General features: G+C 70.9%; 17 protein-coding genes. 4 read left to right on the top strand and 13 right to left on the bottom strand.

Going from position 1 to position 14,884, the window contains the following annotated elements; genetic code table 11:
• Positions 1–17: 17 nt before the first annotated feature.
• From RR1_RS08395 to rsmD, 9 genes are all read right to left on the bottom strand, one after another.
• Positions 18–299 (bottom strand): acylphosphatase, encoded by a 282-nt coding sequence (locus RR1_RS08395; RefSeq protein ID WP_040773951.1) that lies wholly within the window; start codon positions 297–299, stop codon positions 18–20.
• Positions 296–760: an OsmC family protein gene (locus RR1_RS08390; protein WP_010838890.1), complete on the bottom strand. Its 465-nt coding sequence runs from the start codon at positions 758–760 to the stop codon at positions 296–298. The genes RR1_RS08395 and RR1_RS08390 overlap by 4 nt, the downstream gene beginning before the upstream one ends.
• Positions 757–1,680, bottom strand: coding sequence for a bifunctional DNA-formamidopyrimidine glycosylase/DNA-(apurinic or apyrimidinic site) lyase (gene mutM / locus RR1_RS08385; protein ID WP_010838891.1), 924 nt, complete (start codon positions 1,678–1,680; stop codon positions 757–759). The genes RR1_RS08390 and mutM overlap by 4 nt, the downstream gene beginning before the upstream one ends.
• Positions 1,681–1,684: 4 nt before the next feature.
• Positions 1,685–2,431 carry a ribonuclease III gene (gene rnc, locus RR1_RS08380; protein ID WP_040773954.1) on the bottom strand — a complete coding sequence of 249 codons (747 nt, stop codon included), beginning with the start codon at positions 2,429–2,431 and terminating at the stop codon, positions 1,685–1,687.
• Positions 2,432–2,445: 14 nt separating this feature from the next.
• Positions 2,446–2,628, bottom strand: coding sequence for a 50S ribosomal protein L32 (gene rpmF / locus RR1_RS08375; protein ID WP_071990753.1), 183 nt, complete (start codon positions 2,626–2,628; stop codon positions 2,446–2,448).
• A gap of 2 nt (positions 2,629–2,630) precedes the next feature.
• Positions 2,631–3,320 (bottom strand): YceD family protein, encoded by a 690-nt coding sequence (locus tag RR1_RS08370; protein WP_010838893.1) that lies wholly within the window; start codon positions 3,318–3,320, stop codon positions 2,631–2,633.
• 150 nt (positions 3,321–3,470) lie between these two features.
• Positions 3,471–4,238 carry a DivIVA domain-containing protein gene (locus RR1_RS08365; protein ID WP_040773958.1) on the bottom strand — a complete coding sequence of 256 codons (768 nt, stop codon included), beginning with the start codon at positions 4,236–4,238 and terminating at the stop codon, positions 3,471–3,473.
• A gap of 185 nt (positions 4,239–4,423) precedes the next feature.
• Entirely contained in the window at positions 4,424–4,918 is a 495-nt protein-coding gene (coaD, locus tag RR1_RS08360) for a pantetheine-phosphate adenylyltransferase (protein ID WP_010838895.1), read from the bottom strand.
• Entirely contained in the window at positions 4,915–5,481 is a 567-nt protein-coding gene (gene rsmD / locus RR1_RS08355) for a 16S rRNA (guanine(966)-N(2))-methyltransferase RsmD (protein ID WP_072713621.1), read from the bottom strand. Before rsmD ends, coaD begins: the two co-directional genes overlap by 4 nt.
• A 102-nt stretch (positions 5,482–5,583) precedes the next feature.
• Here rsmD and RR1_RS08350 point away from each other — a divergent pair, with 102 nt between their 5' ends.
• Positions 5,584–6,879 carry an HNH endonuclease signature motif containing protein gene (locus tag RR1_RS08350; protein ID WP_010839624.1) on the top strand — a complete coding sequence of 432 codons (1,296 nt, stop codon included), beginning with the start codon at positions 5,584–5,586 and terminating at the stop codon, positions 6,877–6,879.
• A 9-nt stretch (positions 6,880–6,888) separates the two neighbouring features.
• Here RR1_RS08350 and recG read toward each other — a convergent pair whose 3' ends face one another.
• Both recG and RR1_RS08340 read right to left on the bottom strand, forming a co-directional pair.
• A complete protein-coding gene (gene recG, locus RR1_RS08345) occupies positions 6,889–9,186 on the bottom strand; it encodes an ATP-dependent DNA helicase RecG (protein ID WP_010839625.1) in 2,298 nt (765 codons plus the stop codon).
• A 23-nt stretch (positions 9,187–9,209) separates the two neighbouring features.
• The gene (locus tag RR1_RS08340) at positions 9,210–11,039 is read right to left on the bottom strand and encodes a DAK2 domain-containing protein (RefSeq protein ID WP_010839626.1); all 1,830 of its coding nucleotides are present in this window, start codon (positions 11,037–11,039) and stop codon (positions 9,210–9,212) included.
• Between the two features lie 279 nt (positions 11,040–11,318).
• On the opposite strand from RR1_RS08340, the gene rpmB reads away from it, so the two are divergent.
• Both rpmB and RR1_RS08330 read left to right on the top strand, forming a co-directional pair.
• Positions 11,319–11,510 (top strand): 50S ribosomal protein L28, encoded by a 192-nt coding sequence (rpmB, locus tag RR1_RS08335; protein WP_040774727.1) that lies wholly within the window; start codon positions 11,319–11,321, stop codon positions 11,508–11,510.
• A 73-nt stretch (positions 11,511–11,583) separates the two neighbouring features.
• On the top strand, positions 11,584–12,426 hold the full coding sequence (locus tag RR1_RS08330) for an enoyl-CoA hydratase/isomerase family protein (protein WP_010839628.1): 843 nt from the start codon (positions 11,584–11,586) through the stop codon (positions 12,424–12,426).
• Positions 12,427–12,447: 21 nt separating this feature from the next.
• Here RR1_RS08330 and RR1_RS08325 read toward each other — a convergent pair whose 3' ends face one another.
• Both RR1_RS08325 and RR1_RS08320 read right to left on the bottom strand, forming a co-directional pair.
• On the bottom strand, positions 12,448–13,143 hold the full coding sequence (locus tag RR1_RS08325) for a uracil-DNA glycosylase (RefSeq protein ID WP_010839629.1): 696 nt from the start codon (positions 13,141–13,143) through the stop codon (positions 12,448–12,450).
• Between the two features lie 28 nt (positions 13,144–13,171).
• On the bottom strand, positions 13,172–14,110 hold the full coding sequence (locus RR1_RS08320) for a thiamine-phosphate kinase (RefSeq protein ID WP_010839630.1): 939 nt from the start codon (positions 14,108–14,110) through the stop codon (positions 13,172–13,174).
• A 105-nt stretch (positions 14,111–14,215) separates the two neighbouring features.
• Between RR1_RS08320 and RR1_RS08315 the strand changes: the two genes are divergently transcribed.
• Positions 14,216–14,881, top strand: coding sequence for a DUF3515 domain-containing protein (locus tag RR1_RS08315; protein WP_010839631.1), 666 nt, complete (start codon positions 14,216–14,218; stop codon positions 14,879–14,881).
• The last annotated feature ends 3 nt before the right edge of the window (positions 14,882–14,884 follow it).

Below are 14,884 nucleotides of genomic sequence, written 5' to 3'. Positions count from 1 at the left end.
AGAATCCTACCGGCGCGTCATCGCTCCACGAACCCGGTGAGATCCCCGCGTGGCGTGTCGTACGTGTGGACGACGCGATCGACGCGTCCCGGGGTACCACTGGACTCCAGCATTCCGACGAGAGTGTCGAGCGCGCCGCGCTCTCCCTCCGCGACGACGAGGACCCGGCCGTCGCGCTGATTCGACGCGTAGCCGACGAGCCCGAGTTCGAGGGCCCTCGCGCGCGTCCACCACCGGAAGCCCACGCCCTGGACGGTCCCGTGCACCCATGCGGTGAGGCGTTCGGGCTCCCTACTCATTCGTCGACGGCGATCGAGAGCTCGACCTCGGTACCCGCCTTCAGCGTGCGCCCGACGGTGCAGGCCTTGTCGACGGAACGCTGCACGAGTGTGAGCAGCCGCTCGCGTGCGTCGGCGTCGAGTTCGCTGAGGTCGAGTTCGAGGGTCTCCTCGAGCTTCGGGTACGTCTCGTTGTCACGGTCCGCGGCGCCGGAGACGCGAATGGTCGCGTCGTAGTGATCGCCGAGCCGCCGCGACAACGCGAAGTCGGAGGCCATGCCGGTGCAGGCGGCGAGCGCGATCTTCAGCAGCTCACCGGGCGTGAAGACGCCCTCGACGCTCTCGGAACCGACGAGGACCTCGGCGCCGCGCGAACTGTGCCCGACGTAGCGGCGGGTGCCGGTGCGCTCGACCCACAGCGTGGTGGCGGCGGGAGCGTTCTGCTGGGGCTGTGCGTTCTCGGCGGTGGTCTGCTCGGTCATGTGCCGATTGTGCCACTCGCCGCAGCCGCGGGACGGGGCGCGGGCTGGCAGCGCGGGCAGCTGAACGACGAGCGGTTCGTGAACTTCTGCCGGCGGATCGGGGCGCCGCAGCGCGGGCACGGCCGATCGGCGCGCCCGTACACCGACAGCGAGCGATCGAAGTAGCCCGATTCGCCGTTGACGTTGACGTACAACGCGTCGAAGCTCGTTCCGCCCTGATGCAGGGCGTCGGCCATGACGTCGTGCGCGGCGTCGAGGATGCGCCGCAGGACCGGTCGCGAGAGCCGGTCGGTGAGCCGCGCACCGTGGACCTTCGCCCGCCACAGCGCCTCGTCGGCGTAGATGTTGCCGATCCCCGAGACGACGGTCTGATCGAGCAGCGCGCGCTTGATCTCGGTGTGCTTGCGCCGCAGCGTGTCCACGACGGCGTCGCGGTCGAAGAGCTCGTCCATCGGATCGCGCGCGATGTGGGCGGCCGAGTCGGGGACGGTGTCAGGGCCGTCCGGCGTCGGCACGAGCGGAGCGATCGCCCATCCTCCGAAGGTCCGCTGATCGACGAAGCGGAGTTCGTCGCCGGAGTCGAGCCGTGTCCGGATGTGCAGGTGCTTCTCGTCGGGCGCGGTGCTCGGCTGCACGAGCATCTGCCCGCTCATCCCGAGATGGACGACGAGCGCGAGATCACCCCCGGCTGGTTCACTGTCGCCTGGTTCCCCACCGTCGAGCACGAGCCACAGGAACTTGCCGCGGCGGCGTGCGGCCGTCACGACGCGGCCGGTCAGCTGCGCCTCGAGATCGCGGGCACCCGGGACGTGCCGTCGCACGGCCCTCGGGTGGTTCACCTCGACGTCGGTGATCGTCCGTCCGACGACGAACTTCTCGAGGCCACGACGAACGACCTCGACTTCGGGGAGTTCGGGCACGCGACTACGCGCCGGCGACGTCGGCGGGGCCGCCGCTCAGCTCGGTCCACGCGGTCGCGGCGGCCTTCTGCTCGGCTTCCTTCTTCGTGCGTCCGACGCCGACGCCGAGTCCGCCACCCGCGACGACGACGGTCGCGGTGAACTCCTTGTCGTGATCGGGCCCGGTCGCGGTGATCTCGTACGCGGGGACGCCGAGGCCGCGTTCGGCCGTCAGCTCCTGCAGGCTTGTCTTCCAGTCGAGGCCGGCGCCGAGTCCGGGCGCACGTTCGAGGAGGGCGCCGAAGAGCCGCGACACGACGCCGCGCGCGACGTCGATGCCGTGCTGCAGGTGGATCGCGCCGAGGAGCGACTCCATGCCGTCGGCGAGGATGCTCGGCTTGTCGCGGCCGCCCGTCATCTCCTCGCCCTTGCCGAGCAGGATGTGGGCACCGAGCCCACCGGGGCCCAGCTCCCGCGCGACCTCGGCGAGCGCGTGCATGTTGACGATGCTGGCGCGGATCTTCGCGAGTTCGCCCTCGGGGCGAGTGGGGTGATCGAGATAGAGCCGCTCGGTCACGGCGAGGCCCAGCACCGAGTCGCCGAGAAACTCGAGGCGTTCGTTGGTGGGTAGCCCACCGTGCTCGTACGCGTACGAGCGGTGGGTGAGCGCGAGCGTCAGCAGTTCGGGATCGAGCGTAACGCCGAGCGCGGCGAGGAGGGGCTCATGGCCCTCGTCGCCGCGCTCGGGTGTGCTGCGAGAGTCGGTGTTCACCGGAAACCGACGAATCAGATCGCTGCGGTGACCTGGCGACCCTTGTAGGTGCCACATGCCGGGCACGCGACGTGGGGGAGCTTCTTCTCGCCACACGCGCGGTTTGTGCACGTCACGAGGGTCGGCGCAGCGGCCTTCCACTGGCTCCGACGCGACCGGGTGTTGGATCGCGACATTCTGCGCTTCGGGACAGCCACTTCTACTTCTCCTCGTTCGTGTCGTTCGCCCGGTCGGCGTCGGTACGCGCATCCGGGATGGTCGGATCGTCGTCCAGCGCGGCGGTGTCACCGTCCGCGGTGGCCGTGCCGCCGGAGTCCGTGCCGAACTTGGCCGCGAGGCCCGCCCAGCGAGGATCCAGTATGTCATGCCGATGCCCGGGTTCGGCAATCGCCAGGCGAATGCCGCATTCCGCGCACAGTCCGGGGCAGTCGTCGGTGCACAGCGGACGGAGCGGAAGCTCCAGTCCCACGGCGTCGACGACGGCCTCACCGAGGTCGATGCGCTCGTCCTCGATGCGGTACACCTCACCCTCGTCGGTCGTCTCGTCCGTCGCGCTGGCGGGATACGCGAACAGCTCGGTGAGCCGGATGTCGAGCCGATCGGTGAACGGTTCGAGGCACCGCGAGCACTCCCCCGCGACGTCGGCGGCGACCGTGCCGGTGACGAGGACGCCCTCCGAGACCGTCTGCAGTTGCAGGTCGAGCTCGACGTCCGCTCCCGCCTCGATCGCGACGAGGTCGAGCCCGATCCGCTCGGGCGCCGTCACGGTGCGGCGCACCTCGCGCAGGATGCCGGGTCTGCGTCCCAGGTCCGAGATGTCCAGCACGAAATCGGCGTTCGACGAACGCCGGGAGGTCGTGCGATCCGGGGCGGTGCGATCGGTGGGCAAGAGTCTCGCTTTCACATGTCGTGTTCACATGGTCATGGAGTACGCGCAGCAGCACGGCTGCGGACGGGTGCCGAAAGGGCAACCACACCACGATACGCGAGGCCGCCCGGTGGCCTCAACCAGCGCGCGCGGCTCGACCAGCGCGGGTCGTCAGCGGCGGTGGCCCCGGCCGTACTCCGATCCCGCGTACTCGTAGTCGGGGACGCCGCCACCGGTCCGCAGCTGCTGGCGGCCCTTGCCGACGGAACGCACCGTCGTGTTGAGCAGGTCCTCGAACTCGGCGAGCTTGGAGTCGACGTAGAGGTCGCACTCCGAACGAAGCCGGTCCGACTCGGCGTGCGCCTCGTCGACGACACGCGCCGATTCGGCGTGGGCGGCCTGGACGACCTCGGTCTGCGACACGAGCCGTTCGCGCTCGGCCTGCCCCTCGGCGACCGACCGCTCGTAGTTCGCCTTGCCGGACTCGACCATGCGGTCCGCTTCGTCGCGGGCTCGGCCGGTCACGGCCTCGTACTCGCGGTGCCCGTCCGCGGAGATGCGCTCGGCCTCGGCCTCGGCGTCACCGACGAGTTCGTCGGCGTGCGCCCGCGCCTCGGCGACCATCCGGTCGGCCTGTTCCTTGGCGTCGGCGAGCAGCTGGTCCGCCTCGGCTCGCGCGTCGTCGATCGTGGCGCGCGCCTGCTCGTTGGCGGCGTCGACGGTGTTCGTGGCGGTGGCGCGCGCGTCCCCGACGAGCGAGTCGCGGTGATCGAGCACGTCCTGCGCGTCGTCGAGTTCCCCCGGGATCGCGTCACGGACGTCGTCGAGGAGTTCGAGGACGTCGCCACGCGGCACGACGCAACTCGCGGTCATCGGAACGCCGCGCGCCTCTTCCACGATCGCGACGAGTTCGTCGAGAGCTTCGAATACGCGGTACACGGCAGACCCCTGTTCCATCGAGCGGTGTTCCTCGCGCGAGTCGTGTTTCGTCGCGCGAGCGGTGTTCGTCGAGCAGTCGCGTCGCCCTCCCGCCGGGCGGACGAGGCGTGTCCAGTCTGCCCGAAGACCCAGGCCGGGTGCCGTCAGAGCTTCGGTGTGTCGCGGGACGATCCCCGAGTGTGCTGTCAGTTCGCCGCGGCGGAACGCTCGGCGAGTCGGCTCAGGAGGGCGTCACGGACCGGGTCGGGCAGCATGCCCGTGACGTCGCCGCCGAAACGCGCGACCTCCTTCACGAGCGAACTCGAGAGGTAGCTCAGCGACGGGTTCGTCGCGAGGAAGAGCGTGTCGACGCCGCTGAGCTTCTGGTTCATCTGCGCCATCTGGAGCTCGTAGTCGAAGTCGTTGGCGCCGCGCAGGCCCTTGACGATCGCCGTGACGTTCTCCTGCCGCGCGAAGTCGACGAGCAGGCCGTGCCATGCGGCGACGCGGACTGCGGGCAGGTGGGCGGTCGCCTCCTCGATCATCGCGATGCGTTCGTCGATCGTGAAGAGGCCCTGCTTCTTCTCGTTGATCATGACGGTCACGATCACCTCGTCGAATTGCGCTGCAGCGCGGGTGATCACGTCGAGGTGACCCAGCGTGACGGGGTCGAACGATCCGGGGCAGACGGCGCCAGTCATGGCCGTGACCGTATCAGGACGGCGAGTTCGATCCGGGTGTCGCCGTACGTCCGCGGCTTTGCCGGCTCGTAGCCGTCGGGCCAGTGCGTGAGCGGTGAGCGGGCCGACCGCTCGACCACGACGAGACTTCCCTCACCCACCCAGCCGCCGGCGAGCAGCCGTTCGAGATCGGACTCGACGGCGTCGGTATCGAGCGCGTACGGCGGATCGAGGAGAACGAGGTCGTACTCACGCGGCGCATCGACGGCGAGGACCGTCGCGACGGATGCGCGGCGCACCTCGCCGCCCGGCAGGCCGAGTGCGGCGACGTTCTGGGTGATCACGCGCGCCGCCGTGGCGTCCGACTCGACGAGCAGCACCTCCCCCGCACCCCGCGAGAGCGCCTCGAGACCCAGCGCCCCCGACCCCGCGTAGAGGTCGAGCACCGCGGCGCCGTCGAGATCGAGCCTGCTGTCGATCGCGCTGAACAACGCCTCACGGACGCGATCCGACGTCGGCCTGGTGCCGGCGGGCGGCACCGAGAGTCGTCGGCCTCCGGCGCGGCCCGCGATGATGCGCGTCATGATCGGGAACCTACCGGGCGACGATCGTCCACAGGTCTCGGGCTATCCCCAACTGCGGAAATAGGTCTTGCATCGAACGGGTGTACGAACTAGATTCGTCGCATGGGGTCGGGGGATTCACACACAGCACACGGCGTAGACGCGGTCTGCGTCGAGCCGTGGCAGCTCGGTGACACCGAACTGTCCACCACGGTGCTGGACGTGTCGCGGCAGATCGAGGCGTTGCAGGCCCGGCGGATCACACTGATGGGCGAGCTCGCCGACCGTGGCCTCGCGACCGCAGCCGGCTACCGCGACGCCGGGGCCTGGCTCGCGGCCCACACGATGCTCGAAATCGGTGAGGCACGCGACGTCACAGCGCTGGGAACAAGCCTACGAACCGAGCCCGAGATCGCCGCTGCCGTTGCCGAACAGCGGATTTCACCGCGGCCCGCGGGCATGCTGTGCACGTTCTTCGACACGCCGCCGTCGCTGCTCGCAGCGCTGGCGGACACCGACCCGGACGAACATGCGGCCGTGATTGCGGCCTGCCGGGATGCGCTGTTGGCCGCGGCCGCGCCGGGACCCGAGACCGCGACGAAGTCGGTACGCACTGCGATCGAGACACTGCGGGCGCGCCTCGACACCGACACCGACGGGCCGACGACCCGTGAACGCGAAGACCTCAACACCCTCACCATCTCGAACACCCTCAACGGCCGGGTCGTGCTGCACGGCGACCTCGACGCCCTCTCGGGTGAGATTCTGTCGACCGCTCTCTCGAAGCTGTCAGCACCGCGCCCAGCAGGAGACGGAACGCGTGATCCGCGCTCGGCCGGGCAACGGCGGGCGGACGGACTCATCGAGATCTGCCGACGCCACCTCGACGCGGGCGACAGTGGGCACGAAGCCGCCGAGAAGCCCCACGTGACGGTGTTGATCCACCATCGAGACCTGAAAGCACAGCCGCCGGACCACGACGAGCGGGTGACCGTGTCTGTCACCGCCCTACTCGACGGCATCGGTCTGCCCTGGATGCCGTGGGGCGGCACGCTGACCCCGGAGACGGCGCGTGCGGTGGCGTGCGATGCGCACGTGACACCGATCGTGATCGACGACCACGGCGTCCCACTGAACATGGGCCGCACCACGCGGCTCGTCACCCCCGCACAACGCCGCGCACTCACCGTCCGCGACCGCGGCTGCGCGTTCCCGAACTGCACCGCCCCACCGAGCTGGTGCGAAGCACACCACATCACGCACTGGGCAGACGGCGGACCCACCGACCTCGACAACACAGTGTTGTTGTGCGGCAAGCACCATCGGCATGTTCACCACAGCAACTGGCGGATCGTCCCGACACCGCGAGGCAGACCACGCTTCGAACCACCCGGCACACGCCGCCCGTCCGCGGCGTGACCCGTACGGTCAGGTCTTCTCGAGGTAGTCGATTCGTGAGCCGTCGAGGGCGGCATCGACCATGCGCGCGAGGCCCTCGTGCGCCGTGAGCGCTGGATCCTCGGCGACGACCTCCGTCGCGTACCGGGCCGCCGTCGCGATGACGTCCTCGTGCTCGATGAGCGAGAGCAGCCGCAAGGTGCCACCGACTCCCGACTGCGCTGCGCCGAGGATGTCGCCTTCGCGCCGTGCTTCGAGGTCGAGTTGCGCGAGCGCGAACCCGTCGTTGGTCGCGGCGACGTCGGAGAGCCGCGTGAAGGTCGGGCTGCCCGGCCCGGTCTCCGTCACGAGGATGCACAGGCCCGCGTGCGCGCCGCGCCCCACCCGGCCGCGGAGCTGATGGAGCTGGCTCACGCCGAACCGGTCCGCGTCGACGATCACCATGACGGTCGCGTTCGGTACGTCCACGCCTACCTCGATGACGGTCGTGCACACGAGGACGTCGATGTCGCCCGCCGTGAACTCGGCCATGACCGCGTCCTTCTCGTCGGCCGGGAGGCGACCGTGCAGCAGCCCGACACGCAAGTCCGAGAGCACGTCGCCCGAGAGCGTTCGATACAGATCCACGGCCGCGACCGTCGGGTTCTCCTTCTCGTCTTTCTCTTTCGACGCCCCGCGTTTCGCGCCCGATCCTTTCCCGCGCGCCGGTGGCTCGTCGTCGCCGATGCGCGAGCACACGACGTAGGCCTGCCGCCCCGCACCGACCTCTTCGCGGACCCGCTGCCACGCCCGCGCGACCCACGCAGGCTTCGTACTCGCGGGCACGACGCTGCTCTGGATCGGCGAGCGGCCGCGGGGCAGCTCGCGCAGTGTCGACACCTCGAGGTCGCCGAGCAGCGTCATCGCGATCGTGCGCGGAATCGGCGTCGCCGTCATGACGAGCAGGTGCGGGCTGAGCCCTTCGCGTGCACGCGACCGCAGGGCGTCGCGCTGTTCGACGCCGAACCTGTGCTGCTCGTCGACGACGACCATCCCGAGGTCGAAGAACTCGACGCCCTCCTGGATGAGAGCGTGTGTGCCGACGACGATTCCGGCCTCACCGGTGACGGCGTCGAGCAGTGCCTGCCGCCGCGCGGCGGTCGACATCGAACCGGTGAGCAGGGTGACGCGCGTCGCGTGTCCGGCGGCGCCGAGTTCGCCTGCGATGCCGAGCGGCCCGAGCATCGCGCGCATCGACCTCGCGTGCTGGGTCGCGAGGACCTCGGTGGGAGCGAGCAGCGCGCACTGGTGACCGGCGTCGATCACCTGGAGCATCGCGCGCAGCGCGACGATCGTTTTGCCCGAGCCCACCTCGCCCTGCAGCAGCCTGCTCATGGGGTGCGCCCGAGACAGGTCCGAGGCGATCTCGCCGGCCACCTCGCGCTGGCCCGCCGTCAGCTCGAAGGGCAGTCGATCGTCGAACTCGGCCGCGAGTCCACCGGAGACCGGCGGGCACGGTGGTGCCGCACGGTCGTCGTTGTCGTGACGACGCCGCGCGAGGACGAGTTGCAACGCGAGCGCCTCGTCGAACCGGAGCCGGTGATGCGCGAGGGTGATGTCGCGCTGCGAATCGGGGACGTGCACGAGCCGCAGCGCCTCGTCGAGCCCGATCAGATTCTCGCCGTCGCGGATCGAGTCGGGGACCGGGTCGTCGACGTGGCGCAACCGCGCGAGGGCGAGGAGGACGTACCGCAGGATCGTCCAGCTCTCGATTCCCTTGCCGGCGCGATAGATCGGGAGGTGGGGCAGTGCCATGATCGTCTCGAAGAACTCGCTGTCGCCGCCGGCCGCGCGTGCGAGTCCGGCGAGGGCTCCCGCACCGTGCACGTCGGCGAGCGCGCCCGCGTGCCCGTCCTTCTTCTCACCGGCCGGCAGGATGAGATAGCTCGGGTGCGTCAGTCCCCACTGCCCGCGGAACCACTTCGCCGTCCCCGAGAACATCCCGCGCACGCCGGGCCGGATCACGTGGGAGACCCTGTGGGCCTGGAAGAACGTCGCGTCGACGCTCCGCCCACCCGCGTCGAGGACGACGCGCAGCAGCGACCCCGGCCGGTTCCGCATCTTGACCGGCTTCGCGGAGCGCACCGTCGCGACGACGGTGATGTGGGCGCCCTCGTCGGGTTGTTGTTCGCCGAGATCGCGCCCCTGCGCGGCGTACCGCTGCGGATAGTGACGCAGCAGGTCCTCGACGGTGCGGATGCCGAAACCGGTGGTGAGCGCGGTCCGAACGTCGTCGTCGGACACGACGGCGTCGATCGGATCGGCGAGCGTCAGCGGACGCGGTGTCATCGAATCTCCTGTACGGACGGACGTCACTCCACACCGAGTTGCAGCAGTTCGGCGTGCTGGCCTCCGTTGTAGACCATCACCTCGACACCCGGATGCCGGTGCTCGATGTGCTCGCGGAGCCGATCGCCGAATCCGGGCGGCGCACCACCGCCCACGACCAGCGTCACGAGTTCGCCACCGGTGCGGACGGCGAGGTCGACGAGACGGATCGCGGCAGCCGCACCGTCCTCGTCGATCACCACGACCTCGTGGCCCATGAGTCCGATCGCTTCGCCCGGCTCGCACGGCCCGACGTAGGTGAGGGCGCGTTCGCCCGCGATCCGCACCGATCCCCAGCGGGTCGACGACGCCGCCTCCGACATCGTGTAGGCGTCGTCGAGGAGGCCACGCTCGTCGTCGTGCACCGCGAGCGCGGCGAGTCCCTGGACCATCGACGACGTCGCGACGAGGAGCACCTCGTGAGCGGAGTCGCGGGCCGCCGCACCGACGGTCACGAGTTCCTGGGGTGGCAGCGCACCGTTCGGCAGCACGATCACTTCGGGACGCCCGAGCGAGCGCACCGCTCCGAGCAGGTGCGCCCGCGTGACGGGTTCGTCGCTGCGCAGCACGGTCGCACCTTCGGCCTCGAAGAGGGCGGCGGCGCCGTCCCCTGATGCGATCGCGAGGACGGCGCGTCCCGCCGGACGCCCCGGGCTGCCGCGATGTGCGTCGGGGTTGTCGTGCGACTGCTCCCTGCCCCGGTCGACCGCGCCGTGCCGCCCGCGACGCTCGTCGACGAGAAAGCTGGAGATCCGCACGCGGCTCACGACGCCGGCCGCGAGGCCCGCTTCGACGGCACCGCCCGCGTCCGCGCAGTGCACGTGGACCGACCACGATCCCGCGCCGTCACCGACGACGACGACCGAGTCCCCCAACGCGTCGAGGGTGACGCGCAGCGCCGAGATCCGGTCCGCGTCGGACTCGCCGACGAGGTACATCACCTCGAAGTCGGGCCCGCCCGGACCGGGGTCGTGGTGTGCGTGATGCTCGTGGTCGTGACGGCCGGGTGCCGCGGCGGGCGCGCGGCCGATCTCCCGGCGCGGCGGCTCGCCGCCGAGGACGGCCACCAGGGCGTCGAGCACGACGACGAACCCGTACGCACCGGCATCGACGACACCGCGCTCGCGCAGGACGTCGAGTTGCCCCGACGTGCGGTCGAGCGCGTCGGCGGCGACGCCGGCGATCGCGGACGCTGCGTCGACCAGGCCGGTCGAGTGTGGCAGCCGCGCCGCGTGATCGGCGACGACGCGCAGCACCGTCACGATCGTCCCCTCCACCGGCCGGCTCACGGCGTCGGCGACGAGATTGCTCGCCGCCTGGACCGCTGCGGCGAGGACGGCGGTGTCGAGGACCCGCGACTCGGCGTCGGCCGAGGACGACCCGGAACCGGCCGTCGCCTCGGCCAGGCCACGAAGGATCTGGGACAGGATCACGCCCGAGTTGCCACGCCCACCGGCGACGGCGCCGTGCGCGAGCGCGACCGCGATCCGGTGCACGCCCGGCCTGCCCGCACGCGCGGCGTTCTCGGCCGCGGCGAGTGCCGACCGCATCGTGAACAGCAGATTGGTGCCGGTGTCTCCGTCGGGAATGGGAAAGACGTTGATCTCGTCGATCGCCGCACGGCGGTCGTCCAGCGCTGCGACGGCGGCCCGTGCCCAGTCGAGCAGAACGAGGCCGGACGCGTCTGCGGCGGTGCCCGTCTCGGCCGTCGGCGCGGCGGAGATGCCCGTCCGGTTCGACGACACAGCGGCCACGGCCTTCCCGGAATCCCGAGGCGCCGCCGCATCGGCGGCGGTCTCGCTCTCGGTCGTCATCGGTACGGTCCTCTCGGTGGCACGCCGCTCGCACCGGCACGCGCGGCCGCGCAGTGGCGACCACCCGCCGAACGTGTGCCCGCAAGCCTAGTGCAGCGCATCGGCGGGCGCGGTTTGGCCTTTGCCCCGCGTAACGGCTACCCTTGCAGGGTTGCCTCTGACGAGGCGCACGGTTCGGCATGCTCCGGCGCGGTTCTCCGCGGACGGGAGTTCGCCCGAATCGGGCAGGACAGTACACACCTACGGATTCACCATCCCCATCTCGAAGGAGTTCGCGACATGGCTGCCGTCTGCGACGTATGCGCCAAGGGCCCCGGCTTCGGGAAGTCGGTCTCGCACTCGCACCGGCGTACCAACCGTCGCTGGAACCCGAACATCCAGACCGTTCGTGCGGAGGTCGCCCCCGGCAACACCCGCAAGCTGAACGTGTGCACCTCGTGCCTCAAGGCCGGCAAGGTCGCACGCGCCTGACACGTCCCGCGTCGAAAGGCCCCGAAGCATGCGCTTCGGGGCCTTTCGCGTCTTCACGTTAGAGTGCGGGGTCGTGACTTCACCCGATATCGACAGCGACCGTCCCACCCGGTTCGAGGGATCGGTGCTCAGCATCACGATCGCACGCGCCGACAACGGGTGCTCCTTCGATCCCGAGGGCATCGCCGAGGGCACTCGCGCGCTCGAGGCCTTCGGCTGGGAGATCGGCTCCGTCCTTCTCGTCGGCACCGGCGCGAACTTCTGCGCGGGCGGCAACGTCGCCGCCTTCGGCGCAGCGCCCGACCGCGGCGAGCGGCTCGCGGCGGACGCGGCCCTGCTCCACCGGTTCGTGCGCGCCCTCGCCGCGACCCCCGCGCCGATCGTCGCCGGCGTGCAGGGCTGGGCGGCAGGTGCCGGCATGAGCCTCGTGTGCCTCGCCGACATCGCACTCGGCGGTCCCTCGACCCAGCTCCGTCCCGCGTACTCGTCCATCGGGTTCACTCCGGACGGCGGACTCTCGTGGACGCTCCCCCGCATCGTCGGGCACGCCCGTGCTCGCCAGATCCTGCTCGGCGACGAGACGATCGCCGCCGACGAAGCTGCTCGGCTCGGCATCCTGCACCGGATCGTCGGCGACGAACTCGTCCAGTCCGAAGCACTCCGTGTCGCGCGAACGATGGCGGCGGGCCCCACGAGCGCCTATCAGGGCACCAAGCGTCTGCTGGCGGCATCGCCCGCGGCGTCGCTCGACGAGCAGCTCGACGCCGAAGCAGCCTCGATCGTCGAGGCGGCCGAGAGCTCCGTCGGGCGCGAGGGTGTCGACGCCTTCCTCGCCAAGCGGCGTCCCGACTTCACGACGGCGAAGTCGCAGCCCGAGTCCGGCGAGGTCGTCGAGCCCGGCGAGGCGCCCGCCTGACGCCCCGCGCCGCGGGACCGGCTACGGCAGTCGCCAGTCGACGAGCTCGGCGCCGAGCTCGGTGAGCAGAGCGTTGGCTCGCCCGAACGGCTTCGACCCGAAGAACCCGCGTGAGGCGGACAGCGGCGACGGATGAACGGATTCGATCCGCGGGACGTCGCCGAGCATCGGGGCGAGCGACTGCGCGTCGCGTCCCCACAGGATCGCGACGAGCGGCGTCCCCCGCGCGACCAGCGCCCGGATGGCCTGTTCGGTGACGTCCTCCCAGCCGCGCCGCCGATGCGAGGCGGGCTTGCCGGGCGTCACCGTCAGCACCCGGTTCAGCAGGAGCACACCCTGTTCCGTCCACGGCGTCAGGTCACCGGTGGAGGGCGTCGGGTGACCGAGGTCCGCGGAGTACTCGGTGTAGATGTTGGCGAGGCTGCGCGGGACCGGCCGGACGTCGGGCGCCACCGAGAAGCTCAGTCCCACAGCATGTCCCGGAGTCGGGTACGGATCCTGGCCCACGATCAGCACTTTCACCGATTCGAACGGAACCGTGAACGCGCGCAACACGTTCGGGCCCGACGGCAGGTAACCGCGCCCTGCGGCGTTCTCGGCACGCAGAAACTCCCCGAGTTCGGTCACGCGGTCGGCGACGGGCGCGAGCGCCGCGGCCCATCCGGGGTCGACGAGTTCGGACACGGGTACGGGCACTGCACTCTCCTCCACCTGCATTGCTGACGCGGAAGGACTATATCGGCTACTACGTGAACGACTCCCACGACGGGGAACCCGTCCAGGACACGCCGTCGACGAGGACGCCCGCGTCCGGCGACGCCGCACGCACGGTGCCGATCACAGTCCAGCCGGCCGGCACGGTGCCGTCGGCGAAGGTCGCCGCGAACGCGTGATCCTCACCACCGGTGAGGGTCCAGTCCAGAGCTGCTACCACCCCTCGCTCCGCCGCGACCCGGGCGACGGCGGGGTCGACGGGGACCGCCGCCGAGTCGATGTCGACGACGACGCCGGATGCCGCCGCGATGTGACCGACGTCCGCGAGCAGGCCGTCGGAGACGTCGATCATCGCGTGCGCACCACCACGCGCCGCGGCGAGTGCGCTCGCGTAGGGCGGCGTCGGCACGCGGTGGGAGTCGACGAGCGGGCCGTCCGTAATGCCCTCTCGCAGCAGTGCGTAACCCGCCGCCGATCGGCCCAGCGGCCCCGCGACGGCGACGACGTCGCCGTCGCGCGCGCCGCTCCGTTCGACCGCGGCGCGACCCTCGAGGTCCCCGAGAACCGTGACCGAGACGATGAGCGACGGCGCCTGCACGAGATCTCCGCCGACGACACCCGCACCGAGTTCCTCTGCCGCACTGCCGATTCCGTCCGACAGCTCGTCGAGAACGGACGAGGCGGTCGTGGGAGGGCATCCGATCCCGACGACGAACGCCGTGGGCCGTGCCCCCATCGCGGCGATGTCGGCGGCGTTCTGCGCGACGGCCTTCGCACCGACGTCCCGCGGCGACGACCAGTCGAGCCGGAAGTGCCGTCCCTCGACGAGCATGTCGATCGACATCGCGACGCGCCCGTCCGGGGCGCGGACCACTGCGGCGTCGTCGCCCGGCCCGATTTCCGTCGTCGCAGGCTGGCGACGGCGCGCGGTCGCGCGGTCGATGAGCGAGAACTCCCCGACCTCGGTCACGGTCGGGTCGACGGGCGGTTCGATGAGTGCTCCCTGAAATGTACGGAGTGGGCGGAGCCCGGTAGTTTCGGACGAGTTGGGAGCGACTCTACCGAGTAGGATATCGTGAAGGACGACGAGACGAGCACGGGCCACGGCGACACGCCTGCAGGCCACGGCGACACGGCCGCGGGCCGTGCGGACGAGCAGCCCACCGACACCGGACGCGCGCGTCCGGTGCGCAGTCCCGCCGTCCTCGCGACGGCGGTCGCGCTTCCCGTCGCGGTGATCGTCGCCGTGATCGTCTCGGCGCTGCTCGCGGGCCGGTCCGCAGATCCCGAGCCCGTTTCGCTGGGCCCCGTCCCCGCGCCCGAGTCGGGCTCGCCGCAGTGCGCGTCGCTGCTCGACGCACTGCCCGAGGCCGTCGGCGACTTCGAGCGAGCGTCCCTCGTGGAACCGGCTCCCGAGGCGACCGCCGCGTGGCGGGTCGTCACCTTCGACGACGAGCCGAACGAACCGATCGTGCTTCGGTGCGGCGTCGACCGTCCGCTCGAGTTCGATCAGGCGTCGGCACTGCAGATCGTCGACGACGTGCAGTGGTTCGAGGTGTCGGGCGAGAGCATCGGCCTCGAGTCGAGCAGCTGGTTCGCCGTGGATCGCGGGATCTACGTGGGCGTCACGATCCCGAACGGGTCGGGGCCGACGCCGCTGCAGGTGTTCTCCGAGGTGATGGCGGACACGCTGCCCCCGGCGCCGATCGATCCGGCACCGATCCCGGTCCCGGGCAACTGACGG

Source organism: Rhodococcus rhodnii NBRC 100604 (genome assembly GCF_001894925.1).
Taxonomy (GTDB): Bacteria; Actinomycetota; Actinomycetes; order Mycobacteriales; family Mycobacteriaceae; genus Rhodococcus_F; species Rhodococcus_F rhodnii.
Note: the sequence above shows the minus strand (reverse complement) of the source record. Positions and strands in the feature narration are given on the sequence as shown.